Annotated in this window: 34 protein-coding genes; 33 read left to right on the top strand and 1 reads right to left on the bottom strand. The window is 65.3% G+C overall.

Annotated elements, in window-relative coordinates:
* From J4H92_RS14870 to J4H92_RS14835, 8 genes are all read left to right on the top strand, one after another.
* Positions 1–309: hypothetical protein (locus tag J4H92_RS14870; protein ID WP_208098960.1), on the top strand; the 309-nt coding region annotated here is incomplete at its 5' end.
* A 7-nt stretch (positions 310–316) separates the two neighbouring features.
* Positions 317–502 carry a hypothetical protein gene (locus J4H92_RS14865; RefSeq protein ID WP_208098959.1) on the top strand — a complete coding sequence of 62 codons (186 nt, stop codon included), beginning with the start codon at positions 317–319 and terminating at the stop codon, positions 500–502.
* A 63-nt stretch (positions 503–565) separates the two neighbouring features.
* Positions 566–835 (top strand): hypothetical protein, encoded by a 270-nt coding sequence (locus J4H92_RS14860; protein ID WP_208098958.1) that lies wholly within the window; start codon positions 566–568, stop codon positions 833–835.
* Positions 832–1167, top strand: a complete 336-nt coding sequence (locus tag J4H92_RS14855) for a ribbon-helix-helix domain-containing protein (protein WP_208098957.1) — start codon at positions 832–834, stop codon at positions 1165–1167. The genes J4H92_RS14860 and J4H92_RS14855 overlap by 4 nt, the downstream gene beginning before the upstream one ends.
* Positions 1164–1616 carry a hypothetical protein gene (locus tag J4H92_RS14850; RefSeq protein WP_208098956.1) on the top strand — a complete coding sequence of 151 codons (453 nt, stop codon included), beginning with the start codon at positions 1164–1166 and terminating at the stop codon, positions 1614–1616. Before J4H92_RS14855 ends, J4H92_RS14850 begins: the two co-directional genes overlap by 4 nt.
* 176 nt (positions 1617–1792) lie before the next feature.
* Positions 1793–2035, top strand: a complete 243-nt coding sequence (locus J4H92_RS14845; RefSeq protein ID WP_208098955.1) for an antitoxin VbhA family protein — start codon at positions 1793–1795, stop codon at positions 2033–2035.
* The gene (locus tag J4H92_RS14840) at positions 2035–2883 is read left to right on the top strand and encodes a Fic/DOC family protein (protein WP_208098954.1); all 849 of its coding nucleotides are present in this window, start codon (positions 2035–2037) and stop codon (positions 2881–2883) included. The genes J4H92_RS14845 and J4H92_RS14840 overlap by 1 nt, the downstream gene beginning before the upstream one ends.
* 2 nt (positions 2884–2885) lie before the next feature.
* Positions 2886–3455, top strand: a complete 570-nt coding sequence (locus tag J4H92_RS14835; RefSeq protein ID WP_208098953.1) for a recombinase family protein — start codon at positions 2886–2888, stop codon at positions 3453–3455.
* Positions 3456–3765: 310 nt separating this feature from the next.
* Here J4H92_RS14835 and J4H92_RS14830 read toward each other — a convergent pair whose 3' ends face one another.
* A complete protein-coding gene (locus J4H92_RS14830; RefSeq protein ID WP_208098952.1) occupies positions 3766–4095 on the bottom strand; it encodes a hypothetical protein in 330 nt (109 codons plus the stop codon).
* A gap of 278 nt (positions 4096–4373) precedes the next feature.
* Between J4H92_RS14830 and mobC the strand changes: the two genes are divergently transcribed.
* The 25 genes from mobC to J4H92_RS14705 all read left to right on the top strand — a co-directional run bounded on the left by mobC (position 4374) and on the right by J4H92_RS14705 (position 25724).
* Positions 4374–4715: a plasmid mobilization relaxosome protein MobC gene (mobC, locus tag J4H92_RS14825; RefSeq protein ID WP_208098951.1), complete on the top strand. Its 342-nt coding sequence runs from the start codon at positions 4374–4376 to the stop codon at positions 4713–4715.
* A 4-nt stretch (positions 4716–4719) separates the two neighbouring features.
* A complete protein-coding gene (locus tag J4H92_RS14820) occupies positions 4720–6441 on the top strand; it encodes a relaxase/mobilization nuclease domain-containing protein (protein ID WP_208098950.1) in 1722 nt (573 codons plus the stop codon).
* 59 nt (positions 6442–6500) lie between these two features.
* On the top strand, positions 6501–7298 hold the full coding sequence (locus tag J4H92_RS14815) for a DUF3801 domain-containing protein (RefSeq protein ID WP_208098949.1): 798 nt from the start codon (positions 6501–6503) through the stop codon (positions 7296–7298).
* A gap of 4 nt (positions 7299–7302) precedes the next feature.
* Positions 7303–9015: a VirD4-like conjugal transfer protein, CD1115 family gene (locus J4H92_RS14810; RefSeq protein WP_208098948.1), complete on the top strand. Its 1713-nt coding sequence runs from the start codon at positions 7303–7305 to the stop codon at positions 9013–9015.
* A 384-nt stretch (positions 9016–9399) separates the two neighbouring features.
* On the top strand, positions 9400–9603 hold the full coding sequence (locus J4H92_RS14805) for a hypothetical protein (protein ID WP_106486742.1): 204 nt from the start codon (positions 9400–9402) through the stop codon (positions 9601–9603).
* 12 nt (positions 9604–9615) lie between these two features.
* On the top strand, positions 9616–10461 hold the full coding sequence (locus J4H92_RS14800; RefSeq protein WP_106486741.1) for a VirB6/TrbL-like conjugal transfer protein, CD1112 family: 846 nt from the start codon (positions 9616–9618) through the stop codon (positions 10459–10461).
* A gap of 3 nt (positions 10462–10464) precedes the next feature.
* Complete coding sequence (locus J4H92_RS14795) at positions 10465–11007, top strand: PrgI family protein (RefSeq protein WP_208098947.1); 543 nt, start codon at positions 10465–10467, stop codon at positions 11005–11007.
* A gap of 46 nt (positions 11008–11053) precedes the next feature.
* Positions 11054–13336 carry a VirB4-like conjugal transfer ATPase, CD1110 family gene (locus J4H92_RS14790; RefSeq protein WP_208098946.1) on the top strand — a complete coding sequence of 761 codons (2283 nt, stop codon included), beginning with the start codon at positions 11054–11056 and terminating at the stop codon, positions 13334–13336.
* A gap of 3 nt (positions 13337–13339) precedes the next feature.
* Positions 13340–14938, top strand: a complete 1599-nt coding sequence (locus J4H92_RS14785) for a M23 family metallopeptidase (RefSeq protein ID WP_243752436.1) — start codon at positions 13340–13342, stop codon at positions 14936–14938.
* A gap of 12 nt (positions 14939–14950) precedes the next feature.
* A complete protein-coding gene (locus J4H92_RS14780) occupies positions 14951–15571 on the top strand; it encodes a hypothetical protein (RefSeq protein WP_106486760.1) in 621 nt (206 codons plus the stop codon).
* Positions 15572–15576: 5 nt separating this feature from the next.
* Entirely contained in the window at positions 15577–16365 is a 789-nt protein-coding gene (locus J4H92_RS14775; RefSeq protein ID WP_208098945.1) for an FHA domain-containing protein, read from the top strand.
* Positions 16362–17621: a MinD/ParA family ATP-binding protein gene (locus tag J4H92_RS14770; RefSeq protein ID WP_146137589.1), complete on the top strand. Its 1260-nt coding sequence runs from the start codon at positions 16362–16364 to the stop codon at positions 17619–17621. The genes J4H92_RS14775 and J4H92_RS14770 overlap by 4 nt, the downstream gene beginning before the upstream one ends.
* A 147-nt stretch (positions 17622–17768) precedes the next feature.
* Positions 17769–18035, top strand: coding sequence for a hypothetical protein (locus J4H92_RS14765; protein WP_243752435.1), 267 nt, complete (start codon positions 17769–17771; stop codon positions 18033–18035).
* A 234-nt stretch (positions 18036–18269) separates the two neighbouring features.
* Positions 18270–20270, top strand: a complete 2001-nt coding sequence (locus J4H92_RS14760) for a hypothetical protein (protein WP_208098944.1) — start codon at positions 18270–18272, stop codon at positions 20268–20270.
* A 444-nt stretch (positions 20271–20714) separates the two neighbouring features.
* A complete protein-coding gene (locus tag J4H92_RS14755; protein WP_208098943.1) occupies positions 20715–21005 on the top strand; it encodes a hypothetical protein in 291 nt (96 codons plus the stop codon).
* Between the two features lie 44 nt (positions 21006–21049).
* Positions 21050–21460 carry a hypothetical protein gene (locus J4H92_RS14750; protein WP_208098942.1) on the top strand — a complete coding sequence of 137 codons (411 nt, stop codon included), beginning with the start codon at positions 21050–21052 and terminating at the stop codon, positions 21458–21460.
* Positions 21461–21767: 307 nt separating this feature from the next.
* Entirely contained in the window at positions 21768–21977 is a 210-nt protein-coding gene (locus J4H92_RS14745) for a hypothetical protein (protein ID WP_208098941.1), read from the top strand.
* Positions 21978–22008: 31 nt separating this feature from the next.
* Positions 22009–22371, top strand: coding sequence for a hypothetical protein (locus J4H92_RS14740; RefSeq protein ID WP_208098940.1), 363 nt, complete (start codon positions 22009–22011; stop codon positions 22369–22371).
* Positions 22372–22442: 71 nt separating this feature from the next.
* Complete coding sequence (locus J4H92_RS14735; RefSeq protein ID WP_208098939.1) at positions 22443–22643, top strand: hypothetical protein; 201 nt, start codon at positions 22443–22445, stop codon at positions 22641–22643.
* Between the two features lie 363 nt (positions 22644–23006).
* Positions 23007–23255: a glutaredoxin-like protein NrdH gene (gene nrdH / locus J4H92_RS14730; protein WP_208098938.1), complete on the top strand. Its 249-nt coding sequence runs from the start codon at positions 23007–23009 to the stop codon at positions 23253–23255.
* A gap of 29 nt (positions 23256–23284) precedes the next feature.
* Complete coding sequence (locus tag J4H92_RS14725) at positions 23285–23485, top strand: hypothetical protein (protein ID WP_208098937.1); 201 nt, start codon at positions 23285–23287, stop codon at positions 23483–23485.
* On the top strand, positions 23482–24003 hold the full coding sequence (locus J4H92_RS14720) for a thermonuclease family protein (protein WP_208098936.1): 522 nt from the start codon (positions 23482–23484) through the stop codon (positions 24001–24003). Before J4H92_RS14725 ends, J4H92_RS14720 begins: the two co-directional genes overlap by 4 nt.
* Before the next feature lie 86 nt (positions 24004–24089).
* Positions 24090–24449 (top strand): single-stranded DNA-binding protein, encoded by a 360-nt coding sequence (locus tag J4H92_RS14715; RefSeq protein ID WP_208098935.1) that lies wholly within the window; start codon positions 24090–24092, stop codon positions 24447–24449.
* Between the two features lie 95 nt (positions 24450–24544).
* Complete coding sequence (locus J4H92_RS14710; RefSeq protein ID WP_208098934.1) at positions 24545–25336, top strand: ParA family protein; 792 nt, start codon at positions 24545–24547, stop codon at positions 25334–25336.
* Positions 25329–25724: a ParB family protein gene (locus J4H92_RS14705; RefSeq protein WP_208098933.1), complete on the top strand. Its 396-nt coding sequence runs from the start codon at positions 25329–25331 to the stop codon at positions 25722–25724. The genes J4H92_RS14710 and J4H92_RS14705 overlap by 8 nt, the downstream gene beginning before the upstream one ends.
* Positions 25725–25910 lie beyond the last annotated feature (186 nt).

The following is a 25910-nucleotide window of genomic DNA, read 5'->3' as shown; positions in this document are numbered from 1 at the left end:
TCACCGGCAAGGACGCTCAGCACGATCCTTGTCTTCTTCTCCACCGGAATCTGGGGTGGTCTTCCCATGTCGGACTCTCCGTTCAGGACTCAACTAACAGCCCTGCCACATAGTCTGACGCGCGACAATGAGAACCTGGCGACTTGCAGGGCAGAAGTCACGGTGATCGCTGCAACGAACGAGGACGGCCGAGCAGCCGCCGTGGCCACTCTGAAAGAGTCAATGGGCGGATGGGATGCCCGTGGGCGAGAGTTCGCAGGGAAGATCACCGTGCCCTCTGCGCCCTCCCGAATTGAGAACATGGAGTGACCGACCAGTGAGCGCATTGCAGATCGTGTACTACGTCGGGATCGGCGTTGGAATCATCATGTTCGTTGCCTCATGGCTGATCCGTCGCAAGCAGGTCACCGAAGGCCCGCTCGCGCGCGCTGAGAAGCCGCTGCTGCTCGCAGGCGCGGGCATCACATTCGTCTTCGCGCTGCTCGGCTTCGCCACGCTATGACCGGAGCGCAGAACCACAAGGCGGCTACCATTCTGTAGCCGCCTTTTGTGCTACACTTTGGGGATGGGAGTTCAGTTCACGAGTAGCGCCGACAAGCACGGCATTTCGCGCGAAGACTCGCTGTACGCGATCATGCACGCGGAGGCATCGGCCGAGGTCGATGGGCAGCCGGGCGAAGTCACGATGGTCTACGTCGGGCACCCGCACGGCCAGACCGATCGCTACATCGAAGTGATCGCGGCACACCGGCCGCCGCGTACCGTCGTGATCTTTCACGCGATGCCGCTTAGTGACCTGTTCCGACACCTACTCACCGAAGGGAAGCACTCATGAGCACCAACTACGACGAGCTGGCGGCGCGCGCCGAGCGCGGCGAACTCAGCGTGAAGCCTGGCACCGTGCGCCGCGGCGCAGCGGCGGCCGACGACGCGCAGCGCAGCCTCATGGAGGCCGCGGGCGCGACGAACGCGGACGAGCTGACCCGCATCGTGCTCGGGCGGCCGAGCGTCGGCGCGAAGGCCGGAGCGTCGCCCGTGGTGCGCGCTCGCGTGCCCCAGGCGCTCAAGGATCGCGTGGCCGCACTGGCCGAGCGCGAGCATCGCAAGGAATCGGACGTTGTGCGCGACGCTCTCGCCGCCTATGTCGAGGTACGGGCCGCCTCGTGAAGCTCAACGACTCGGCGCGCGCCGAGCTGCGCGCCTCGAACATCGACCCGGCCGAGTGGCCGCAGCTCAACGGGTACGGGCCGGGGGAGGAATGGCGCGGCGACGCTTGCGGCTGCACCGATGATCGCTGCATCGGCCACCACCACGACGAGGGCGAGCCGTGCGGCTGCTTGCCCGCGCTGATTGACGAGCACTGGAAGACCGTTCACGCGGGTGAGGAAGGCCGAGAAGTGTGGGCGCTCCACGAGCGCGCCAACGCATCCGGCAGCGCCGAGGATCGCGCGGCCGCCGACCAGCGGCTGGCCGAGTGGATCACGACCTACCAGCCGGGAGCGCTCGCGTTCGAGCTGACGCCCCGAGGCATCACCTATCGCAACCAGTACAACGAGCACACCTGGCTCGTGTGGGATGCCGAGCGCGCAGCGGCCACCGTCGAGCAGGTCGCCTAGCGGCCCGCAAACGGTCGTTTTCGGGCACCGGCTCGCGCCGCCTCGAATGAGCCGCGACACGCCGGAAGATGACCGACCGAAACCTATGATCGAAACCCAAACCGACCCGAAACCCGACCTGTACCGTTTACGAGCAGGTAGGAAAATCGGGAGTACCCCAGGAGGTGCAGCACATCATGTCGCAACCAACCTTTGACGTAGAGACGCGCTGGCCCGAGCTGTTCGCGCAGCTCGACCCCGAGCAGCGGCGAGCCGTTGTCCGGTCGCTCGCTGCGGGCTGGCATGAGGGATGGGAGCCGAACCGCGAGGACGTGGCCGACCTCATCGACTACACGCGGGGCGCGCTCACGTTCGATGAGTACCAGGCGCGTTCGGCCGCGAAGGCCGAACGCATCGCCGGAGCGGCCACCACGCTCTGATGCCGCAGCAGTTCGATTCGTGGGCGTCGTATTTCTACCCGGAGACGTACAACGAGCAGACCGGGTTCGGCGTCATGCGGAATGTCCCCGGCATCCGAGACTTCGACGCGCTGCGCAGCTACGACTATCGCATGTCGTTCGCTCGGCGCACCGAGCTTGAGCTGCGCCCCGAGCTAGTCGCTCGGACGTTCGACGGCGAACACATGAAGGCCTTGCACGGCCAGCTCTTCCAAGACGTTTACGAATGGGCTGGGCAGTACCGGACTGTGAACATGGCGAAGGGCGGCGGAGCGCCCTTCGCTGACGCTCACAATGGCGCGATAGACGCCTATCTGACCGACGTGCGCGCCATGGTCGAGCGCACCGACTGGGCGCAGCTCGACCATGCTGTATTCGCTGAACGCACGGCGGAAGTCTTCGCCCACGTCAACCAGGCGCACCCGTTCCGCGAGGGCAACGGACGCACGACCAAGGTGTTTATGGAGCACATCGCGGAGCGGTCGCCGTACACGCTTGAGTTCGAGCGGGTGCCCGAGGAAGTGTGGAACCTGGCATCGGCGGCAACGCGGCCGCCGATGGGGGAGTACACGCCGAATCATCGACCTATGGTGCCCGTGTTCGAGCACGCGGCCGTGCCGCGCTCGAACGTGCTCATTCACGAGGGCGGCCGCGTCACCGAGGCCACAGCGCCCGAGAAACCGATGACGCTCGGAGAGCGCATCGAGCGGAAGATGAGCGAGCTGCGCGAGACGCGGACGACGCAGCCGAAGCACGCAGCGGAGCGAGGAAAGACCCCCGAGCTGGGCGACGGCACGCAACCCAAGCCGCCGACCCGAGGCGGGCGGTAGCCGTGCGGATCGGATACACCCGCGTCAGCACCCGCGAGCAGAACGCAGACTCGCAAATAGCCCGCCTCGAACAGGCAGGATGCGAACGAATCTTTGTTGACGTGGGCTACTCAAGCCGCGTGGAAGATCGCCCCGACTGGATCGAGTGCAAGAAGATACAGCGCCCCGGTGACGAGCTGGTGATTCCCTCGCTCGACCGCGTAGCAGGCACCGACAGCATCGCTATTTCGATCATCCGCGACCACGCCGCCCGCGGCGTGAAGCTGCGCAGCCTCGATGAACCATGGATGGACATAGACCCCTCAACAGCGATGGGTGAAGCCATGCTCAAGATCATGGCGACGCTCGCGCAGCTCCGCGTCGATATGATCCGCGAGAACACCCGCCGAGGCGTCGAGCACGCCCGATCCCAAGGCCGTATAGGTGGCCGCCCTACCGTGATGACACCCGAGCGGATCGCCATGGCGAAGACCATGCGAGAGGCCGACCCGCCGATGAGCTACGCGCAAATCGCGCTCGCGCTCGGCGTCGGCCGTAGCTCGGTTAGCCGCGCTCTATCGAAGTCCGAGTAGCGCCGCTACTCGCAGTGATGCTTACCCCGATATGAAGCCCACAGCGTAGGCCTGGCGAGTGTCAAGGGTGCGGCGCAGCCGCATCGCGTAGCGACGCGAAGCGCCCTTGACGCTCGCCAGGCCGGAGCTAACGTCATATCATCGGGGTAAGCCCTCACACACAAAACCGCGAGCGAAAGGAGCCGCCATGCAGATCATGGCCGTTGTCCTCATCGTCGTCGCGGTTCTGGTGATCGCGCTAGTTATCAAGCTCGTGTTCTTCGGCGCGGGCGCGATCATCCGCGGCCTCTTCTGGCTCGTTCAGTGGCTACTAATCGGCGTGGGTCGAGCCGTGGTTTGGCTCGTATTCGGCGTGCGCCGACTGTACTGGCGACTGCGCCGCTGAGGCGGCCCCGGCGCGCTTCGGTGCTGCCGGAATGAGCGTCGCGCGCTCGCCCTTGCTGAGGTCAAAGACCTTCGCCAGATCGGCGCGCGTGAGGTCGCCTGCATCCAGCAGCTCGGCGGCCGTCTTCGATGCTCGCGCGCTCGCGGAGCGCACTTCATCGAGCGCCTTGCCGAACGCGCTGAGGCGCTTACGCTTCGCCTTTAGCCGAGCCTCATCCTCTTTGAGCAGGTCGTCAATGTTGCGTTCCGTGGTCATGATGCCTCCCTGTAGTAACGCAGCCCGGAGGGCTGTCGATCAGAGAGCCGACCGTGCGGAGCACGGCTGACTCTCATCTGCTTGCGCAGAGGATCGGCTACGCCGATGCCCCCTACACAGCACAGTCTAGCGACTGTGCAGCTGCGGGGGTAGGATGGACTCACGGAGGGTAGCAAGCATAGCAACGTTAATAAACGTTGCGCTTGGCCTCACGGCGCAATGTGCAAGACGAGCTTGCACTATGGGCTTCCAGCCCAATCCCGGTAGTAGGAGAGATGATGAGCGAAGCTGACGAGATGCCCCGCAGCATCATCAAGACTGTCTCGTTTCCCGCGGAGCAGTGGCCCGCGATTGAGCGTCGCTTTCAGCTCAGTGGCGAGACGAACTTCTCGCGGTTTGTTCGTTCCGCGATCCTCGACACTGAGATTCGTGTGCGTCAGATCGCGTTCGATCCAGCACCGCTCGGGGCCGAGCTTGCGCGGATCGGTAACAACATCAACCAGATCGCTCGACTTGTGAACACGGAGAGTGTCACGACGCTCGAAGAGATGAAAGCAACTCGCGCGCTCGTGCGGGAGATTCAAGTTCTCATCGAGCGGGCTGCGAAGGAGGCCGAGTAGCATCATGGCCGTCGTGAAGATGGGGCAGATCAAGAGCACGCCAGCTAAGGCGCTGGCGTACATCTCGCGCCCTGATGCGACGGCAGATGGAGTTTGGGTATCGACTAACGCCGATACGATCATCGACCCTTCCGACTTCAGGGCGGTCGCTCGGCAGTTCGGGCAGACGGCCGAGCGAGTCGGTGTCTCGAAGCCTCGCGAAGGTGCCGTGCTCGCTCATCACGTCATCCAGTCGTTCGACCCGAAGGACGGTATCGACGTTGCAACAGCGCACAAGATCGGCGTGCAGCTCGCGGAGCAGATCACGGGCGGTTCGCATGAGTACATGATCGCGACCCACCTCGATAAGGGGCACCTGCACAACCACATCATTCTGAACGCCGTGAATCGCGAGACGGGGCGAAAGTTCCGCGTTCAGAAGAGCACCATTGGGAACATTCGCGAGCTGAGCGATGAGCTGTGCCGCGCGCATGGGTTGAGCGTTTTGCCGAAGCCGGAGCGAGCAACCGGCCGCACAATGGCTGACGTGTACCGCGTGCTCAAGGGCGAGAGCGGTAAGCAGTTCATCCGTACCGAGATCGACAAGGCGGCCATGCAGGCGACGAGTTGGGCCGAGTTCCAGGCGATCCTTGGCCGCGCTGGTGTCGAGGTATCGGCACGCGGTGGACGAGCTGGCACGCTCTCGTTCCGCGAAATCTCGATGCCGCGAGCGGTACGCGACTACCGACTGGGAGCGGCATACACCGAAGCGTCGATCATGGCTCGACTCACGCGCCAGGTTGTCAATCAGATCGGTGTCGATGTGTCGATGGTCACGCGCGAGACTCGCGACACGATGACCGTCATTGTTCCCGGTACGAAACGCGAGCTGCACCTTACTGTTGCCAAGACTCAAGTTGTGCGGCACGGCCGCGCGCTGCGCATCTATGTACCGGCAAACGATGAGCACCGACTCTCGGATGCGCGCGGAAACCTCGCCAAGACCGTACCGACGATGGGCCTCTACAAGTGGTTCTCTGAACCCGATCTTGTCGGCGCGGTTCATCACGCGAAGAGCGCTCAGTTCGGCGGGAACGTCGGCCAGTGGCAGACCAGTTTGAGTGAGCTGCGTGCCCTCGAAGCTCGCGTGAACGCGAAAGCACGATGGATGGGCGACGGCGGCCGAGTCGGCCCTGACGCAGCAATCGAGCGCGCACGAGCGTTCGTTGCCGAACGTCACTTCGCGTATCAGACCATGCTTGTTGCAACGACTGAGCTTATGGTGTCACCAACGGGTGACCCCGCGCAGCTCGCCGGTCTGCAAGCACAGCTCCGCATCATCGAACGCGAGATTGACGGAGCGAAGAGCGACATTCATGCACTCACGCAGCTAACGAAGGAGGAAACCGTAATGGCTGTATCTGATCGCATTCACGCGCAGTCGAACGCCGCACGCGAGAGCACCGAACGCACACAACAGCAGCGGCAACGAGAGCAGGCCGCGCAGCGCCTCAGCCGCGACGTGGCCGCGGGCGATGCCGAGTCGAACGGCATTCGGGAGGCGCGCGCACACGAGCGCACCGCCGATGCCGTCACGCTCGATGACGCCGAGCAGGATCGCGACGGCGGCACGCGCTCGATGACCCTGCAAGACCGGCTTGAGATGGAAGCGAACAAGCTGCGAGCACGCAACGAAGATCGCGCACGCCCCGAGGGGACGACTCGCAACGACGGAAGGACACGATAATGGTTGACCTCGTAGACAAGGGCGAAGCCGAGCTGCAACAGCTCACGCAGAAGGTGACGATGACCGCATCGAGCACGAGCGTGAAGGCGTCGCTGTGGGTCGGGCAGAAGCTCACTGCGGCACCGTTCAAGGTGGCGGCCGCGGTGTACCGTTCGATCCAGCAGAGCGTGAACGCACAGCGCGAGAGCGGGCAAGTTGCGCTCAAGGAGTTCACCCGGATCGCGGAAGGCAAGCGAGAGCTTGTGAACATCGACGACGCTGCGGTGTCGAAGGAACTTGAGCGCGAGCTGCGCCGTCACGGCGTGCTGTGGAGCGTCGAGACGCACCGCGACGGCTCGCGCACCTTTCACATTCAGGGCAAGGACGCCGAGCTGATCCAGCACGCGCTTGCGGTCGCCGCCGAGCGCGTCGATGAGAAGCTGGCCCGCAACGCTCCCGAGCTGCAAACCCCGGCCCCGGAACAGACGCACGACGAGCAGCACCAGGAGCAGGTGCCGGTGCATGGCACCGACGAGCTGCGCGAGGATGCGCCGCGCATCGAGTCTGCTGAGCTGAGCGAGACGCAAACGCGCGAGGACGACGCAGCGCCGGAGCGGGTAACCACGCAGCCCGACGAGGCTGTGACGGATCGCGGCGGACACAGCATCGAGCGCGAACCGGCGCTCACCCGCAGTGAGCAGCGGCCGGAGAAGACGCCAGGGGATCGCACCCGCGCGCATGTCGTGGAGAAGATAGATAAGAAGGTAGATCAGCGCAAGGCGGAGCTGGAACAGAGCAAGACGCGCTCGAAGAAGCGCAGCCAGGTTCGCAGCTCGGCTGATGATGCGCAGCAGGCACCGAAGGCGAACCGGAGGTAGAACGATGAGCACTGGATTCACCAAGGGCAAGGTCATCGCCTCGCTCATTGGCGGCGGCGTCGTGTTCTACCTCGCGAACCGCGCAACGCACTTCGCCGTTGCTGAGTACGCTGCGGGCACGCCGATCAACGAGATTCCCAAGGAGTTCCCCGCTGCGCTCGGAGCAACGTGGTTCCAGCTCGACTTCGATCAGCCCTCACTCATCGGCGGCGCTGTCGCCGCGGTGCTGTTCTTGCTCATCGTGCTCTACGGCATGAGCGGGAAGAAGAACACTCGCCAGGGGGAAGAGCAGGGATCGGCCGCGTGGGCGACGCCGCGCGACATGAAGCCGCTGACGTCGAAGAACCCCGCGGAGCGCTTGCAGCTCACTGCAACGGAAGGCCTCGCGCTCGACCCGTACAAGACCCGCCGCAACTTGAACGTGTGTGTTCTCGGCGCATCGGGTACGGGCAAGACGCGCGGCTACGTGCTCCCGAATCTCGCGACCATCGAGGGTTGGAGCTTCGCTGTCACCGACCCCAAGGGCGAGATTTACCGCATGATGCGCCAGCCCCTCGAAGCGAAGGGGCTGCGCGTTCGCACGTTCAACCTGGTTGATCTGCGGCAGTCCAACCGGTTCAACCCGCTCGACTACATCAGCGACGCCGAGCCAGAAACCGGCGTCGCCCAGCTCACCGAAACCATCATGGCGAACACGAGCGGTAAGGAGAGCCGCGGCGATGGGTTCTGGGAGCGTGCCGAGCGGGCGCTACTCACCGCGCTCATCGCCTATGTCTGGGCGACGGTCACGCAGGAGAGCGGCAAGAGGAACCTGCCGTCAGTCGTTGACCTGCACAAGGCGATGGAGGGCAGCGAGAGCAACCCGGACGAGTTCACCAGCGAAACCGACCTCAAGATGGAGGCCGCACGCGAGGTAGTCGAGAGCTGGAAGGCTGACCCTGCGAGCTTCGGAGCGGAGGATGACGCCGTGATGAAGATGCTTGACTTCGCCACGCGGCAGTACCGGGTCTACCAGCAAGGCCCCGCAGAGACGCGCCTGAGCGTCGTTATCTCGCTCGGCGTGCGCCTCGCACCGCTCGACATGCACGACGTGCGCGAGATTCTGTCCAGCGACGACATTGGCCTGGATCGCGTCGGCCGCGAGCCTACGGCACTGTTCTTGCAGCTCCCCGATACTCACGTCACGTTCCGATTCCTCGCGGCGATGTTCTGGCAGTCTCTCTTCGCGGAGAACGTCTACATCGCTGACCACAACGAGAGCGGCACGCTCGACGTGCCGCTGCACTGCTTCCTCGATGAGTTCGCGAACATCGGCAAGATTCCGAGCTTTGAAGTGCTCATGGCTACGATCCGTTCCCGCGGGATCAGCGCGAGCATCATCGTGCAGGCCTTCTCTCAGGGCAAGGCGATCTGGCGCGACGACTGGAACGCGATTGTCGGCAACTGCGACTCGCTCCTGTTCCTCGGCGGCCGCGACCAGGAGACGAACGAGTGGCTGTCCAAGCAGCTCGGTGATGAAACGATCACCATGGACGAGTTCTCGCAGACCTACGGCGTTACCGGCTCGCGAACGAAGGCGCAGCGCACCTTGAAGCGGGCACTGCTCACGGCCGACGAGATTGGGCGCATGTCCAACGACGAAGCTATCCTGCTGATCCGAGGCCTCAAGCCGTTCAAATCGCGCAAGGCCGCGATTAAGACGACGGCGGGAGTGTAGATGCCTCCGAGATTAGAGCGGAGAGCCGAGCGAATAGCTCGGGCGTCTCGGGGGCGAGCCGGAACTGCACCGGCCGCCCCTGCCGCTGTTCAGACGCACTCGGCGTCGCCACGAGCAGCCCGCCCGCTTCGAGCGCGTTCAGATCGCGCGTCAGCGACGATGAATGCTCGGGCGCGATCTCCCTGAGTTGGGACGCAGTGAACGGGCCGCCGAACCGTGCTGCATGTAGCAGCAGCTCGAAACGACGGGAGTTCAGATGCGAAAGCGCCAGCGCCTCCGCCTCCGAAAGTTCACCCCGCATAGCCACCATTTCTACCATATCGACAAAACGCCCAACTTCTCGTAAAGTATATTACGAGAAGTCGGAAACCTAAAGGAGACACTATGGACCTGCTCAACCAGATTCTCGACCTGTTCACGACGTTCGCTATCATCGGCGGCGGCCTGTGGCTGGTCTGGGGAGCGATCGTCACGGGCGGCGCGCTCAAGGATCAGAACGGTCCGCAGATTCAGACGGGCGTCTGGCAGATCATCGGTGGCGGCCTCATCATCGCCGCCGCTGCGCTGTTCAAGGTCATCACCGCCTAATCAGGTTCCGCAATGGATATCACTGACTGGCTAGTAGCCATGCTCAACCACCTGAGTCAGGGTGCGGGCATGGCTACTGATGACCTGCTGTTGTCGCCGGAGGCCTATAACGCAGACCTCTACGCGGCGGCGCTCACCATCCACAGCACAGCAGTCAAGCCCGTCACGTCCATCGTGCTCAGCATCATGTTCGTTCTGATGCTTGCGACCACGAGCACAAGGGCTGAGGGCGACCGCGAGCTGGGGGTGCGGATCATCGCCGCCACCATGTTCAAGATCGCACTCGTGTTCGTGGTCGCTCAGAACGCGGTGCTGCTGCTCGAAGCGATTTCGTCTATCGCTACCTCGATCATGGGCACCGCGAACAACGTGGACGTTGGCACCGGAGGCGGTGACGCGCCACTCATGGGCGACGCGATGCGCGACGACCTCGATGAGATGGGCGATATGGAGAAGTTCGGAATGATCGTCATTCTGTTCTTGCCTTGGGTGGTGCAGAAGCTCGCTGCCGTGATCGCAATTGTGCTCGTGTTCATCCGGTTCTTGCAGATGTACTTGCTCACCGCGTTCGCTAGCCTGCCGCTCGCGTTCCTCGGCCACGATGACACTAAGGGAATCGGCATCGGCTACCTCAAAGGTTTCGCGGGCGTCGCGTTCACCGGCGTCATCATCGTCGTCGCTGTGAAGATGTACCAAGCGCTGCTGGGCGGCTGGCTCGGCAACATCGGAGACTACGACGGCGATATGGTCGGCTTCATCTTTGGCAACTTCGGCCAGTTCTTCGTCGCGCCCATCGTGCTCATCTTCCTCATGTTCGGGGCCAACGGCCTCGCCAAGAAGGTCATCGGAGAGGGTTGAACCATGGCGCTTGAAATGAAGGTCTACAAGGAGATCGCCGCCTACGAACCCAAGCCGATGTTCGGGCGCACCTGGCGACAGATCGCCGCCCTCGCGGTCATGGTGTTCATCGGCGGCGGCCTGTTCGCCGGAGTCACCGTAGGACTCATGGGCGTCGGCCAGACGATGGAGCAAGCAACCACCGTCGGCATGTACGTCATGTTCCCAGTGCTCATTCCGGCCGCGATATGGGGCTGGTGGAGACCCATGGGACTCAAACCCGAGCAGTATCTCGGACTCTTCCTCCGCCACCATCTGATGAGAAAGACGATTAGCTATGCAGACACCTTCCAGCCCCAGCCCGGTTTCGACTCCGCAGGAGAACCCGTATCTGTCGCGTCCGGCGAACCTGCCGAGCAGAGCAGCCGAGAGCGAAAGCAGCGCCGAGCCGCAGCACGGAAGCTCCGCAAAACGATCACGGAACACCCGCAAGCAGAAGCAGCGCGCCGCGGTCGCAAAGCCCGGAGAGCGCCGCAACCGCAAGGCCCGGAAGTCTGGGAGCGATAACGCTGGCCCCACCGGCTACAAGGCCGCCGCGAAGACGACTCGCGACGTGCTCGGCTACGAGGCCATGATGCCCAGCGGCATCGCCTGGCTCGGTGAGGATGAGTGGTCGATGACCCTCGCTATCAGCGACATCAACTATGTCGCGGCCGCCGAGGATCAGCAGACCAGCATCGTTGACCGATGGGCACGCTTCATCAACTCCTACGGCGCGGGCACCCGCTTGCAGGAAACCATCATGAACCGCGTGCTCGATGACGCCGACGTGAGCCAGCTCGTGCAGAAGCCGCTGCGCGGCGACCAGTTCGACTTCTACCGCAGCGACTTCAACCGCATCGTGCGCGACAAGCTCGCAGCCGCTAGCGGCAACACGGTCACCGAGAAGTACCTCACCGTGACCGTGCAGGAACCCGACCTCGAAAAGGCCGAAGCGACGCTCACTCGCATCTTCCACGAGGCCGAGGCCGGGTTGCAGGCGATGGACGGCTGCAAGGTGCGACGGCTCAACCGAGCTGAGCGCCTCGAAGGGTTCAGCCACATCCTGCGGCCCCACGAGCTGTTCGTCTTCAATGAAGACGAGTTCGAGCCGAACCGCAAGCTCTCGACGGCCGATTTCGTCGCGCCGTGGGAGATTGACGCCAAGGACAAGAACGGCCCGCTCATCTTCCGCAACGGCTCGGGCGACACCTACCACACCGTGCTTTGGATGCGCGATTACCCCGTGTGGCTTTCTGATCGGCTCATCTCCGAGCTGACCGAAATCAAGTGCGACCTGACTATCTCGCTGCATCTCGAACCTCTCGAACAGGTCGAGGGCATGACGCTTGTGCAGCGCCAGATCGCAGAGCTTGAAATGCAGAAGATCACCGAGCAGAAGCGAGCCACGAAGCAGGGCATCGACCCCGAAATGATCCCCGCCGCGGTGAAGGACAACCTCAAGGAGGCACAAGACCTCCGCGACGAGCTGCGCAGCTCGAACCAGAAGTTGTTCTCAACGGTCATGGTGCTCGGCGTCAGCGCCACGTCACGCGAGAAGCTGGAACAGAACGTGAAGCGCGTGATGACCGTGATTCGCAAGCAGAGCTGCACCGCTGAGGTTGCGACCTACATGCAGCTCGACGGACTCACGACCGAGCTGCCTATCGGCCGCCGCCGCATCCCCATGCGGCGCACGCTGACCACGGCCGGGGCCGCGATCATCGTGCCCTTCACCACGCAGGAGCTGTTCGTGCCAGGCGGCAACTGGTACGGCGTCAACGCGCAGAGCAGCAACGCTCTCGTGGCCGACCGCACGAGCACGACCAACGGCAACGGCTTCATCCTCGGCACCAGTGGCTCGGGAAAGTCCCAGAGCGGCAAGATGGAGATTACGAATGTCCTGCTGAGCCGCCCGGACGACGACATTATCGTTATCGACCCCGAGCACGAGTACGAACCCCTCATCGAGGCGTTCGGCGGCGAGGTCATCCGTATCCACGCGGGCAGTGAGCAGCGCGTCAACCCGATGGATATTGAGCTGAACGTCACCACCAGCGAGGATGACCCGATCAACGCCAAGTGCGAGTTCGTGCTCACCATGCTCGAAGCCCTCGTGGGTGGCAAGGCAGGCCTCACCCCCGAGCAGCGCTCCGTAGCCGACCGCAGCACCCTCACGCTGTACCGGAAGTACGCCGCCGAAGGCGGGGCGATGCCTACTCTCGTAGAGCTGCGCGAAGCACTCGCACAGAGCGGCGAAGACGCGGGGCGCGAGCTGGCCCGGATGCTCGAAATCTACACGATTGGGTCGCTCGGCGGCTTCTCCAACCGCACGAACGTCAACCCTCGCAACCGCCTCGTGTCGTGGGACATTTCCAAGCTCGGGAACGAGCTGCGCACGTTCGGCATGATGGTCATTCTCGACCAGATTTGGAACCGCGTAGCCCGTAACCGGGCCGAAGGTCGCCGCACCTGGCTTTACATTGACGAGTTCCATCTGCTGTTCTCGAACAAGTACAGCGCCGACTACTTCCGCGGCCTTTACAAGCGCGCGCGCAAGTGGGGTCTGATCCCAACCGGTATCACGCAGAACATCGAAGAGCTGCTGGCGAACCAGGACGCACGCCTGATGCTCGCCAACTGCGACTTCCTGCTGCTGCTCGGCCAGAACGCGACCGACGCCGACAGCCTGTGCGAGCTGCTGCATTTCTCAGACGAGCAGCGTCGGTTCTTCACCAACGTGCAGCCCGGTCACGGCCTCATGCGCTCGGGTAACGCAGTGATCCCGATGGACGGTCGTATCCCGACCGATTCCGCCCTCTACAAGCTGTTCTCAACATCGTTCGGAGAGAAGTAGAACATGAAAGGCCTTCGCAGCTCCAACCCCAAGGGTGAGGCATCCGACAACCTCGCGCGGCTGTCGCTCAACAAGCGGTCGGCGCAGCTCATCGGCAACGATGAGGACGCCGCCGCCCCGGCGAGCACGGGCGGCGGCGCGCTCGGCCGAGGGATGCGCGGAACTGCGAAGGCCACCGGTAAGGCAGGGAAGGCGGCGGGCGACAGCGTCGTGAAGGGCACGGCCGTCACTGCTGCCACTGCGAAGCAGGTAGACGACGACGAAGACGCCGTAGACCTCACCAGTCGCGAGGCCGAGAACGCTGCTCTGGCGGCCGCACAGCGGGGCGGAGCCGCGGCAGGGAAGAACGCCGCTCGCGGCGTCCGCTCAAGCAGCCAGCTCGCCGGGAAAGCCGTCAAGGGTGGCATCATGGCGGCCCAGAAGCGCGCGGCCGCGGCAAAGGCCGCCAAGAGCGCCGCGAGCACGGGAACCTCGATCACCAGAGCCGCCGCAGTACAGGCCCGCGTACAGGCCGCCGCCGCCAACGCCATCCGTACCATCGTGGCCGCCGTCACGGCCGTCGTGACCTCAACACCCATCGTCACGATTGTGAGTGCCGTGCTCGCCGTGGTGCTGCTCATCATCGCCCTGCTCGCGTTCTTCGCACCGGCCAGCGCGGCCGCTTGCAGCGCGACCTCTGGCGGCCGGATCGACCCTACGAAGGTGCCAACCACGAGCATTTCCGGGTACGGGCACGAGCAGCTTGTGAACGCCGCCTACATCATCCAGGCAGCCCAGGACAAAGGCCTGAACGTTCGCGATCAGACCATCGGCGTCATGACCGCCATGGGCGAATCGTCGCTGCGCGTGCTCGACTACGGCGACGCCGTAGGCCCGGACAGCCGCGGACTGTTCCAGCAGCGCGACAACTGGGGGCCGCTCTCAGAGCGCATGGACCCCTACATCTCGGCGGGCAAGTTCTTCGACGCCATGGTGCGCAACGTGCCCGACCCCGAGCGCCAGACGCTCGCCCCGACCCTCGTAGCCCACCGCACGCAGATTAACGCCGACCCGTACCACTACGAGCGGTTTTGGACGCCTGCAACGGCCGTCGTTGCAGCCCTATCCGGCCTTGACTCCGACCTCATCAGCGGCGGCGGGAGCTGCAACAACGTCCCAGGTATCCCCGGCGAAATCGGCCTCGACGGATGGGCAAGGCCCGGAAGCGGCCCCATCAACGGCGGCTTCGGGCCGCGCGAAGTCATCCAGACCCCGCAAGGCCCGACCCAGCCGTTCCACTACGGCCTAGACCTCGAAGCCGGAGGATGCGGCGGCCCCGTCTGGGCCGCCCGCGACGGCGAGGTCACCCGCGTATTCGACGGCGGCGGCGGCGGAATGATCATCGAGATTGACCACGGCAAAGGCCTCATGACGTGGTACGTCCACAGCTACGCCAACGAAATCTCGGTGACGGCAGGCCAGAAGGTAAAAGCCGGTCAGCAGATCGCGCTCACGGGCAGCTCGGGATATAGCACCGGCTGTCACCTTCACTTCGAGGTTCACTTGAACGGAACGGCCATTGACCCTCTCCCGATCCTCACCGCCGCAGGCCTCACTTACTAAGGAGCACTCACCATGATCGACCGCAAGCGCCTCACGCTCATCATCATCGGCATCGTTGCCGCCGTCGCGATCCTTGCAGGCCTCACGGTCTGGCTCGTGCTCGCGAACCAGACCCAGGCCGAGGACGAGGCGCAGCCCAACACGTCGAGCCAGGTCGAAGAGACGCCCACGGTCACCTTCACCGAGGAACAGCAGCAGACCGTGTTCGACGTGGCGCGCCTCGCGGCCGCCTGGCGTGCTGCGGAAAACCCCGAGACGACCAGACAGCGCTACATCGAGGCGGGCATGAGTGAAAGCCTGGCGCGCGACTATCTGCCGATCTGGTCAGGCTACTTTGGTGCAAGCCCGACCGCTCAGATTCGCGTCAAGGACGTTGGCAGCGCCCCGGCGTCCATTGAATACGGCGAAGGGAACGAGCACACCGAACCGGGAACCGGTAAGTTCCGCGTCGGCATCGAGGTCACCTACGAAGGCACCTACCACAACGGCTCGACCACCGTTCCCATCGGCAACAACAGCGCAATCTGGTACTTCATCCTCGATGAGCGCAGCGGCCGCGTCGTAGACATCGAACAGCCGATGCTTGCCGACCTCGACCTGCCCGCACCGCCCACACCGTCTACCGAAGAGTGACCCCCATGCCCATTGAATCGTTCGTCGGCCGAGACGGCACCGCACGCATCGTCATCAACGGGCGCGAAACGAAGTTCCGCGCTCCCTCGCTCGATGAGGCCCGCGACAAGGTGCGCGATATGGCGATAGCGCACGCCGTGGAGACGCGCACCGCGCAGCATTTCATCGCCTACGATCCAGACGCTAACTGGCATTTCTACATCGCGCCAGACGGCACCATGACCGTTCTGCCAACGCCCGTCATCGCCCCGCGGCCGCTCAGCGCGCCCACGGTCGAGCCAGAGCCAGCGCCGCCCGCGCCGCAGGCGCAGCAGCAGCCCGAGCCGCAGGCTCGGCCGCAGCTCCCGGCTGAGTATTACGCTCCGCAGGCCGAGGTCATTGACCATACCGTTGTCGTTCCGCGCAAGGCCGCACGGCCGACGCTGATTGTGCACGTCGAAGGCGGCGAAGCACTGCGCGCGCAGCCTCCCATCGTGCTCGGCCGCCGCCCCGCCGAAATCGAGGGGCATACGAGCATCACGCTCGTTAGCCCCGGCCGCGAATGCTCACGCACTCACGCCGTGGTCGACGTCGATGATGCGTGCCGCCTGATCGTCACCGACCAGGACGCCGCAAACGGCACCACGGCGGATGCTACGCCACTTGCACCCCACACGCCGACCGTCGTGCCCAACGGAGTCCGCCTACAGCTCGGAGACGTCGCGGTGCGGATCGAGGCATTCCCGCCCGGTCAGTCACCCGTAAGCAGCGCCCCCAGAGCAGTTATCGCACCACACAAGGAGGAAGCATCATGACCGCTCATGCCACCACCGAGAAGGACGGCTCGGCAATCGTCACGCTTGACGGGCAGCCGCAGAAGATCATCGGCGCCGACCTCGAAGACGCCCGCCGCAAGGTTGCGAACCTCGTGGTCGAGCACGCGGCCGCGACCGGCGAGGTAGTCGAGTTCGTCACCACCGAGCCGAATGGTACGTGGGAGATGGTTGTGCATCCTGACGGCACTATTCACGAGAAGCCCGAGCCGGTCACGTCGCCGTACCTTCGCACGAGCGCCCAAACGGCCCCCAGCGAGCCAGCCGCGCACGCGGCGACGGCCGAGGCGGCCGCGGAGGAACCCGCAGCCACCAGGCGCGCTATGCGCGAGTCGTTCTTGAAGAGCAACCGCATCGAGGAACCCGCTACGAAGGGCTGGCGCGGCACCGCAACCCGGCTCGGGCTGCGACTCTCCCCCGGCGCGGCCGAGAAGGCCGAACGCGATGACACGTTCGCCGTCTCGCAGCACTGGCCCGGCCCCCGCACTATCGCCGTCGTCAACGGCAAGGGCGGGGCGTCAAAGACGCCCACGACTGTGCTGCTCAGCGCGATCTTTGCTCGCTTCGGCGGCGCAGGCGTCCTCGCATGGGACGCGAACCAGACGCGCGGAACGCTCGGCTGGCGCACGGAGCAGGGGCCGCACGAGTCCACCGTGCTCGACCTCCTGCCCTCCGCCTCCGAGCTGCTGGGCACGAGCGCCCAATCGGCCGACCTCGCGCGATACGTTCACCACCAGACGGCCGACCGCTTCGACGTGCTGCGCTCCCAGCCGCTCGCGCTCGCGTCGGAACAGCGCCTCAGCGCCGAAGACGTTGATGCGATTTGGAACGTCGCGCGCAAGTATTACCGGCTCGTGTTCATCGACACCGGCAACGACGAGAGCGATGCCATGTGGGGCCGCCTCGTGGATCACGCCGACCAGATCGTAGTCGCTACCACCACGCGCGACGATCACGCCGAGGCCGGGGCGCTGCTGCTCGAAGCCCTCGCAGACCGCAGCGAACGCTCGGCAAAGCTCGCAGAGCGCGCCGTCGTCGTCGTCTCGCAGGCTGACCCACGCGCGACCGCCGCCAACATCAAGACCGTCGTGGACGGGTTCACCAGCCTCGCGCGAGAAGTCGCCACGATCCCGCACGATCCGCAGATGGTCGAAGGCTGGCTCAACGTCGCAGCGCTGCGCCCCGCGACGCAGCGCGCCTGGCTCGGCGCGGCCGCCGCGGTCGCCCGAGGCCTGTAGCTCGACAGCCGTGAGGGCCGGTGACGCAGAGGCGTCACCGGCCCTCATCGTTTGTAGGAACCCCAAGAGCCGGCGGCCGAGCTCACGTAGGGGAACCTACAAACGGCCGCCGCATCGACAACACACCCGGCGTCAAGATGGACAGTCATGTATGCGTACAGCTATGCTGGCGGCATGCAGGTAAAGCGCCGCCCCCGAGGAACACGCATCGCGCCCGTGCGCGTCGCGTGGGAAATCGAGCGCACGCGCAAGGAGCGGTTCGAACTGCTCGCGCGCCAGGCGGGCGTCTCTGCAAGCGTCTTCCTCGAACTGGTCATCGACCACATCGAGGACGAACTGACCGACCGAGGCGTGCCCGCATGGTTGCCTCAGCCCGAACCAGACGAAGGGGAGCTACCCATCGACACCGCATAAATGAGCGATACCCCAGCTCGGGGAGCTGGGGTATCGGAGAAGTCAGTACCTGAGCCGTATGAAGTTTGGCGACCGAATCGGATCAGGTGGAACAGAGGCCCGAGGGCTTCTGCCTGCCCAGGAGGTGACCTAGGAGGTGACACCATCATAGCAACACACAGCGATGTTTTCGCGCACCAACTTTCAGTTGCCGAAGCATGGGCGATCACCGCAGCAATCAGCCCCCGGCCAACCGTGCGCGTCGCAGCCGTCAGCGACGACGGCAGCACGCTCAACAGCTACCCGCCCCAGCACATCACGCCGGTCACAGAAACCGCGCCCGAGCGGCCCTGGGCGATCTATCTCACCGACCGCGAGCACGCCTACCGGCTGCTCTGCTTCGACCTCGACGGCAAGACGCCCGAGGCGGCCGAGGCCGCCGAGCAAGACGCGGCCGCACTCGCGCGGCTCCTCACCGACGCGGGCCTAGCACCCGTCGTTTGCCAGTCTGGCCCGCAGGGCGGCCGTCACATCTGGATCGCGCTACGCGAGGGAGTCTCGGCCGAGCTGGTGCACAGGCTCGCACGGCTCGCGAAGACGCTGCACACAACGCTCGATCTCTCCCCCATCATGAACCCCGCGGCCGGATGCGTGCGCCCACCAGGTGCGCCGCACCGCCACGGCGGCAGCTCAACCGTGATCGACGGCAAGCTGCACTCACTCACGCGCCCCAGCGGCACCGAGGCCGCCGTAGCGGCCGCCGTTGAGCGCCTGGCCCAGCTCGTCAATGATCGGGCCGCTACGGAGCGCACAGACACGTTCTCGGCCGAAACCGAGCAAGACGACCGCAAGCACCCCCACATTCCCGGCACCAAGCGCCCCCTAGCTCCCGCAGCGGCCGCAGCGCTGCGCGCTGACGCAGCCGCAGGAGACGCAAGCGCCGTGCTCTGGCGCGTGCTCACGGGCGCAGCGGCCGCGCACTGGCAGTACAGCGACCTCGCGCGCCTGCTCGACACCGCCCCAGGCCTTGAGCACGCGCGCACCCGCAGAGAGCACGGCCGCCGCATCGCACGCCGCCCCGACGAGCGCGCGCGTGTGCTGCGCCGCCAGTGGGATCGTGCCGTTGCCTACATCGCCAGCGGCCGCCGCGTCGTCGGCCGCGATGAGACGTTCGACGCCCGCGCTGACGCTATCGCCACGCTCGTGCTCGCTGTCCAGGGCCGCGCCGACGCCGCCCCCGGCCGATGGAACCGCGGCGGCGGCCCCGCCGACCGCCGCGTGCTCGACGCCCTCAGCATCCTCACCCTGCAAGCCGTCAGCGCCGACGTGGAGGCCGATACGCGCCGCCTGGCACTCATGGCAGGCATCGGCCGTGAAACCGCGCGCACAGCGCTGCTGCGCCTCTCCGAGGACGGCTGGATCGTTCGCACGCGCGAAGCCGAAGGACGGGGCGCTGCGCACTGGAAAATCGGCCCCCAGGTGGTTATTCACAGCAACCCGGATGAAGGCCGGTCACAAGTCGCCCACCGCCCCCCTGGCTCCGGCTCCGCCGCCCGAAACGCACTGCTGCTCGAACTTACGAACCGCTTGGACTCGGCCGCTCACGACCTCTTCACACTCGGAGCGCTTGGACTGCACGCCGGAAACGTCTATGCACGCTGCACTCACGATCCTCTCCCTCTCGCGCAGCTCGCTCGCCTCACCGGCTCGGATGCGGCACACACCGTGCAGACCCTCACGCAGCTCATCGAGGCCGACGTGCTGCTGCTCAGCCGCGACGGCTGGCACAAGCCCGCCGCCGACCGCCGCGACGCGGCCGCCGACGCCCGAGGCGTCACCGGCCGCCTCGCAGCTCGCGCCGAGCGCTACGCCGTCGAGCGCGAGCTATGGGCCTGGTGGCAAGACGAACTCGACTGGATGAACACGGCCCCGGCTGAACGCCCGAAGCGCCCCGCCCCCGGTCAACTCGTGCTCGTGCCCGACGTTGGCCCAACGCCCCGCCCGATCCACCCGCGCACACCCTACGGCCGCGCCGACTATCGCGCCGCCCGCTGCATCCTCACCGGCACCACTCCCCCAGCTCGGCCTCGCCCCGTGCCCGTGTCCGACGCCGAACGCCTCATCATCGACATACTCGGCGCGACGCCTATTGCCACGATCCCGTTCCCCGATCCCCACGACGAACCGCAACCCGATTCTCTTGAAGGCAAAGCGCAGCGCAGCGGAGCGCAGCGGAGCGCGGCAGCCCTATCGTGAGCGCACCGATCGCACGCCGAGGGTTCGCTTTGTCGGATGACGCACAAGCCCCCGCCTGACGGAGCAGGCGGGCGCATGTGGACACCGACGCAAAGCCACGCCTGCCCACAATGTGCACAGCCCAGCTATCGCAGGGCTGGCCTGCACACAGTGTGGACAGCCGAGCAGTAACACAGGGGTCGCACGGCGACCCAGCCAAGCCGTGCAGCTCTTCGAGCTGCACCGTTCGTCGGCCGCTGCGCGGCCGCAGTGCTTGAACGCTTCGCGTTTTTTACCTTGAAGCCTGGCGGCATTCTACGTTCGGTGAACCTGCGCGCAAGTGCTTTCGCGGCATATCCTCACTCGCTGCGCTCGCTCCGGTATTCCACGGTCACCTGCACTCCGGCCCCCCTCTCTGCGAAAGGCGTAAACGCCTTCAAGGCAAAAAACGAGAGGGAGAGAGCCATGGCGACCATCAACATCTGCAAGACCTGTTCGGGCCTCGCGCCGGTCGGGATCGGCTACGCGGCCGAGGGCACCGACGCCGAGGCGAAGCAGTGCGCCGAGCGGATCGCGTGCGACTGCGGACAGAGCCGAACCGCGAACGCCTGGGCCGTGCTCAACTGCCCATGCACCCAGATTCTCGGCCTGTACTCGACCGAGGAAGCGGCGACGGCCGCCGCCGAATGGTTCGGCTCGTGCAGCTTCGCCTACCGGCTCAGCGACGCCGAGCGTGACCGACTCATCGCCGCCTAAATAGACCTATAAACCCTATAATCCCCAAACCGAAAGGGCAGACCATGACCACCACCCGAGCTATCCCGTTCGACACCGCGCACATCGCCGGAGCCGATGAGTTCCACCGCGCGACCGCCGAGCAGTTCCGCCAGGCGCTCGGCGCTGGCGTGCTCATGTCGCTCGGCGCGACCCAGCTTGCAGCCGTCCCCGGCCGGTTCGACCGCGGCGGCCTGCTGTTCACCGCGCGCATCCTGCCGTTCGCTCAGACCGGCGACCGTTACGCCGCAGCGCGCAACATGGCCGTGCTCATCAGCACGACCCCGCTCGATGAAATCGACGTGGAGGTACGCGAGTACGCCCGCGGCATCGAGCACGCGAAGATCGAAGGCGTCTACATCGACCAGCTCGCCCGCGCCGTGCTCGCGCTCGACTACGACGGCCCCGAGCCGCTGAACCCCAGCTATTGGCCCTAATAGGCCCATAAGGCCCAAAGACACCGGCAGCCCGCCGCCGCGCGGCGGCGGGCGAGGGGCGTCCGCCCCTCGCGCTCCCCCAACTACATCGACGGCCGCAAGCGGCCGACTCCATCTGAACGCTGCGCGTTCTTTTGCCGTGAAGCCTGCGGCAGTCTACGTTCGCTCCACCTGCGCGCAACCCCTTTCGCGGCATATCCTCACTCGCTGCGCTCGCTCCGGTATTCCACGGTGGGTTGCACTCCGGCTGCGCTCTCTACGAAGGCGTAAACGCCTTCACGGCAAAAAAACGAGAGGAAGGGAAATCATGCAGAGCATCACCACCATCACGACCATCGTTCCCATCGTGGACGACACCGAGATTCCGCGTCAGCTCCGCAAGCTCGCTGAGCGAGACGAAGACCTGCGCAACCACGCGCGCAGCGGCTACCGGCTCGCAAATACCGTCGCGATCACCGGCCCCGAGTTCGTGACGTTCGTGGATACGCTGACCCGCGATCCCGAAACGCTCAACTAATAGACCCATAAGACCTATAGGAGGTAAAGAAATGAGCACCAAGGTTCCCGAGATTGGCACCCGCGTTATGGGGCTGCTCAACCTGGGCGGCCGAGGCACCTGCCTCAGCTTCGCGACCGTCACCGGCCACCGCCGCGAGGAAGGATCGCGAACCGTCGTCGCTATCGAGGTCGAGCACGACGGCGGAGAGCTGGACAGCTACCGGATGAACACCTACCCGGATTACTGGGAGCTGGTCACGGATCATCGCGTAAGCGGCGCAGACGTCCACCCGGTTCGCGGCGGCGGCTGGCAGGCGCGCTTCGGGCGCTACCCCGTCCGCGAGAACTTCGCCGAGGCCGTCGAAGATGCCCGAGCCTGGTGGGCGGAGAAGGGCGCGCCGCGACAGGTCTAGACGTAAATAGGCCCATAAGGTACAATAGACCTATAAACCCCATAACACCCAAACCCGGAAAGGGGCACCCCATGACCATCACCGCAGCAGAGCTGAGCATCACCCTCGAAGACGGGCGCGAGCTGACGGCTCGCACGTCCGTCGAGCTGGCGCACAAGTGGGCGGAAGCGGAGCACGGCGACGAGTGGCAGACCCTCAGCCCCGCGAAGCAGAGCATCGAGATTGCCCACGCGCTCGAAGCACTCAACCGCGCGGCGGCGCAGGGAGAGTGAGTGCCCGCCGCCCGCGGCCGTTCGGCCGCGGGCACCAGGCGGCAGCGCCACGGCGCTGCACCGGCCGCATCCGCGACCGGGGCCGCCGACAGAGGGCGGCCATTCGTCGGCCGCTGCGCGGCCGCCCATCCTTCAAAACGCATTTTGCCGTGAAGCCTGCGGCATTCTACGTTCGCTCCACCTACACGCAAGTGCTTTCGCGGCATATCCTCGCGTCTCTCGCTGGCGCTCGGCCGCTCCGGTATTCCACGGTCACTTGCCCTCCGGCTGCGCTCGCTACGAAGGCACATCGTGCCTTCACGGCAAAAAACGTGGGGGGAGTGTCGGAGGAAATCGAGACACTGAGCAGGAGAGGAACCGGCCATGAGTTTCACAGTCACCGTCTATAGCAAGCCGAGCTGCGTACAGTGCAACGCGACCTATCGCGCGCTCGACAGCAAGGGCATCAACTACCAGGTGATCGACGTGAGCGCCGACGCCGAGGCGGCCGAGTTCGTCAAGGGGCTGGGCTACATGCAGGCTCCCGTCGTCGTCACCGACGATGAGCACTGGTCAGGTTTCCGCCCCGACAAGATCGCGGCACTCTCGCAGCGGCTCGCATCCGCCGAGTAGACCCATAAGACCTATAGGAGGTAAAGACCATGTTGAGCATCGAAGAGCGACTGCGGTTCTACGCCGAGCGGGATGCGCAGGCCCAGGCGATCCGCGACCGGATCGCCGCAGCCGGGATCAAGCGCCCGATCAACTGGGATGAGATGGGATCGAGCGAGAAAGACCTCTGGGAAGAAGGCGCGCTGCGCGCTATCGCTCGCCGTGAGCGCAGGCAGGAGCAGGCGCGATGAGGCCCGCGACGCTGCGCCCCGTGCTCGCCGTCATGCTGGCGGCCGCCACGGCAACAGGCGTGCCGAGCTGCACCGGGGGCCAGGCGGCAGGGGCCGAGCTGCTGCCCGCCGAGGCTGCCGAGGTCATCGCCGTAGTGGACGGCGACACCATCGACGTGCAGACGGCCGGGGGAGAAGCCCGCGTGCGACTCATCGGCCTCGATACCCCCGAAATTGACCGCGAGGGCGGGGCGGATGAGTGCTACGCCCAGGAAGCCCGCGACGAGCTGAACGAGCTGATCTACGGGCAGGCCGTCGAGCTGCGCGCCGACCCCACCCAGGACGACGCCGACCGCTACGGCCGTCTGCTGCGCCACGTCTACATCGACGGCCAGAGCGCCGCAGCGGCGCTGCTCGAAGCGGGAGCCGCACACGAGTACACCTACGATGCGCCGTACATCGGCCAGGCCGAGCACCGAGCAGCCGAGGAAACAGCGCGCGCGGCCGCGCTGGGATTGTGGGGGAGCTGCACCGGATAGCAACCAGCACTAGACACCTTTAGACCTATTAGGTACAATAGACCTATAAACCCCATAACACCGAGATCGAATCGAGAGGAAAGATCATGAGCTTCATTACCTTCACCGGGAATCTGGCAAAGACGCCCGAGCTGCGCACCGACAAGAACAATCGCCCGTACACCTTCGCCCGCGTGATCCGCACGGATCGCGTGCGCAACAGCAGCGGCGAGTTCGAGGACGGTGGCACCGAGGGTTACGACGTGGCCGTGTGGGGAGCCGATGCCGAGGCGCTGTGCGAGCTGGCCGAGCGCTGCGGCAACATCCGCGTGACGGTATCGGGTGAAGAGCTGCTGGAGGTCTACACGCCCGAGGGTGGAGAGCCGCGCATCGTGCGCAAGGTGCTCGACGCCGACGTGTCGGTGAGCCTGCGCGGCCAGACCGTTACCGTCGAGAAGCGCAGCTGACACCAGACCGGCCGAGATAGTGGGCTGCCGACCGGCAGCCCACTATCTGCCCCCAATAGGGGTATAAGTACCATTAGACCTGAAAGAAGGGCACCATGATTCTCGCGTACTGCAACCAGAAGGGCGGAGTGGGGAAGTCCACGACCGTCTACCACCACGCGCGCGCGGCGATCCTCGCCGGAAAGCGCGTGCTCGTGATCGACGCCGACCCCCAGGGCAACAGCACGAGCGTGCTGGCCGAAGACGTGCAGGAGGGCGACGCAGGGCTGGCCGACGCCCTGAGCAAGCAGAGCACGGACACGCTCGCTGACGTGCTCGTGCCCGGTATCTGGGAAGGCCTCACCCTCGTACCGACCGCAGGCGACAATCTGGCCGACGTTCGGAACGAGCTGGTTATCTCGGCCGAACCCGGCAAAGAAGCTCGGCTGCGCAAGCAGCTCGACGCAATCAAGGGCGACTATGACCTCGTGCTCATCGACTGCGGCCCCGCAATCGACCCGCTGACCATCAGCGCGCTCACGGCCGCCGACGCCGTTGTCATCGTCTCTCAGTCGAAGCTGTGGAGCGTCAACGGACTGGCGAAGCTCATGACCACCGTGAGCCTGGTGCGCGAGCACTACAACCCCAGTCTCAAAGTCGCGGGAATCGTGCTCAACGCGCACGAGGCGCACACGCTCGGGGGAGGGTACTGGGCCGACGAGCTCACGGCGGCCGCCGAGGCCGCACAGCTCCCGATTCTCACCCCGGCAGTGCCGAAGCGGCAGGCAATCGCGGACGCCACGGAAACGTCGAGCGCCCTCGATGAAGGGGATGCGCAGGCGCGCGACCTCGCCGCGATCTACGCCGCACACGTTGACCAGCTCATGAAGGGAAGCACCCATGTCTAAGAAGCCCGAACGCCGCCGCTCGCAGCTCGGCTCGCTGTCGCCCGTCGCGCCGACGAGCGGGCGCGCCGAGGTCGAGCAGCCGGCCCCTGAACAGCCGGCGGCCGAGAAGCCGGCTACGACCCCGGCAGCGCCGCCCAAGGTGGCGGCCGCCGCGAAGACCGGCACCCGCAAGAAGATCGGCTATTACGGCACGCAGGACGACGACGCGCGTATCCGCGCAGCATTCATCGCTGCGCGGAACGCAGGCAAGCGCTGGCGCACGCTGAGCGACTTCCAGCTTGACGCTGTGCTTGCCCAGGTGGCGGAAGTCGAAGCCGAGCTGAACGGCGGCCGCCCGTTTGAGGGCGCGCCCGCACACACGCTCTCACCCGGCCGCCCGATGGAGTAGGGGCGTAGCGCCATGACCGCAAAACGGAAGTTCACCTATCTGGTGTCGTGGAGAGATGATGTCCCGCGTCAAGTAGTTGGCAGGATTTCTTCTCGTTCGAAGTTGGGGATGGTGGGGTCGGCCAGGCCCAGGTGCACCTCCATTGGCCGGTTCCAGGAGATCGCCTCGTGCGGGCGGATCTCGTTG

Origin of the sequence: Leucobacter weissii (assembly GCF_017565745.1) — a bacterium.
Taxonomy (GTDB): domain Bacteria; phylum Actinomycetota; class Actinomycetes; order Actinomycetales; family Microbacteriaceae; genus Leucobacter; species Leucobacter weissii.
Note: the sequence above shows the minus strand (reverse complement) of the source record. Positions and strands in the feature narration are given on the sequence as shown.

Excerpts from the sequence above, each read along its gene's own strand:
- J4H92_RS14795 (WP_208098947.1), top strand. The coding sequence starts at position 10,465 with ATGGCGCTTGAAATGAAGGTCTACAAGGAGATCGCCGCCTACGAACCC.
- J4H92_RS14775 (WP_208098945.1), top strand. The coding sequence starts at position 15,577 with ATGCCCATTGAATCGTTCGTCGGCCGAGACGGCACCGCACGCATCGTC.
- J4H92_RS14780 (WP_106486760.1), top strand. The coding sequence starts at position 14,951 with ATGATCGACCGCAAGCGCCTCACGCTCATCATCATCGGCATCGTTGCC.
- J4H92_RS14710 (WP_208098934.1), top strand. The coding sequence starts at position 24,545 with ATGATTCTCGCGTACTGCAACCAGAAGGGCGGAGTGGGGAAGTCCACG.
- J4H92_RS14800 (WP_106486741.1), top strand. The coding sequence starts at position 9,616 with ATGGATATCACTGACTGGCTAGTAGCCATGCTCAACCACCTGAGTCAG.
- J4H92_RS14805 (WP_106486742.1), top strand. The coding sequence starts at position 9,400 with ATGGACCTGCTCAACCAGATTCTCGACCTGTTCACGACGTTCGCTATC.
- mobC (WP_208098951.1), top strand. The coding sequence starts at position 4,374 with ATGAGCGAAGCTGACGAGATGCCCCGCAGCATCATCAAGACTGTCTCG.
- J4H92_RS14815 (WP_208098949.1), top strand. The coding sequence starts at position 6,501 with ATGACCGCATCGAGCACGAGCGTGAAGGCGTCGCTGTGGGTCGGGCAG.
- J4H92_RS14855 (WP_208098957.1), top strand. The coding sequence starts at position 832 with ATGAGCACCAACTACGACGAGCTGGCGGCGCGCGCCGAGCGCGGCGAA.
- J4H92_RS14765 (WP_243752435.1), top strand. The coding sequence starts at position 17,769 with ATGTATGCGTACAGCTATGCTGGCGGCATGCAGGTAAAGCGCCGCCCC.
- J4H92_RS14755 (WP_208098943.1), top strand. The coding sequence starts at position 20,715 with ATGGCGACCATCAACATCTGCAAGACCTGTTCGGGCCTCGCGCCGGTC.
- J4H92_RS14820 (WP_208098950.1), top strand. The coding sequence starts at position 4,720 with ATGGCCGTCGTGAAGATGGGGCAGATCAAGAGCACGCCAGCTAAGGCG.
- J4H92_RS14770 (WP_146137589.1), top strand. The coding sequence starts at position 16,362 with ATGACCGCTCATGCCACCACCGAGAAGGACGGCTCGGCAATCGTCACG.
- nrdH (WP_208098938.1), top strand. The coding sequence starts at position 23,007 with ATGAGTTTCACAGTCACCGTCTATAGCAAGCCGAGCTGCGTACAGTGC.
- J4H92_RS14840 (WP_208098954.1), top strand. The coding sequence starts at position 2,035 with ATGCCGCAGCAGTTCGATTCGTGGGCGTCGTATTTCTACCCGGAGACG.
- J4H92_RS14830 (WP_208098952.1), bottom strand. The coding sequence starts at position 4,095 with ATGACCACGGAACGCAACATTGACGACCTGCTCAAAGAGGATGAGGCT.
- J4H92_RS14860 (WP_208098958.1), top strand. The coding sequence starts at position 566 with ATGGGAGTTCAGTTCACGAGTAGCGCCGACAAGCACGGCATTTCGCGC.
- J4H92_RS14720 (WP_208098936.1), top strand. The coding sequence starts at position 23,482 with ATGAGGCCCGCGACGCTGCGCCCCGTGCTCGCCGTCATGCTGGCGGCC.
- J4H92_RS14750 (WP_208098942.1), top strand. The coding sequence starts at position 21,050 with ATGACCACCACCCGAGCTATCCCGTTCGACACCGCGCACATCGCCGGA.
- J4H92_RS14705 (WP_208098933.1), top strand. The coding sequence starts at position 25,329 with ATGTCTAAGAAGCCCGAACGCCGCCGCTCGCAGCTCGGCTCGCTGTCG.
- J4H92_RS14740 (WP_208098940.1), top strand. The coding sequence starts at position 22,009 with ATGAGCACCAAGGTTCCCGAGATTGGCACCCGCGTTATGGGGCTGCTC.
- J4H92_RS14715 (WP_208098935.1), top strand. The coding sequence starts at position 24,090 with ATGAGCTTCATTACCTTCACCGGGAATCTGGCAAAGACGCCCGAGCTG.
- J4H92_RS14785 (WP_243752436.1), top strand. The coding sequence starts at position 13,340 with ATGAAAGGCCTTCGCAGCTCCAACCCCAAGGGTGAGGCATCCGACAAC.
- J4H92_RS14735 (WP_208098939.1), top strand. The coding sequence starts at position 22,443 with ATGACCATCACCGCAGCAGAGCTGAGCATCACCCTCGAAGACGGGCGC.
- J4H92_RS14845 (WP_208098955.1), top strand. The coding sequence starts at position 1,793 with ATGTCGCAACCAACCTTTGACGTAGAGACGCGCTGGCCCGAGCTGTTC.
- J4H92_RS14810 (WP_208098948.1), top strand. The coding sequence starts at position 7,303 with ATGAGCACTGGATTCACCAAGGGCAAGGTCATCGCCTCGCTCATTGGC.
- J4H92_RS14725 (WP_208098937.1), top strand. The coding sequence starts at position 23,285 with ATGTTGAGCATCGAAGAGCGACTGCGGTTCTACGCCGAGCGGGATGCG.
- J4H92_RS14745 (WP_208098941.1), top strand. The coding sequence starts at position 21,768 with ATGCAGAGCATCACCACCATCACGACCATCGTTCCCATCGTGGACGAC.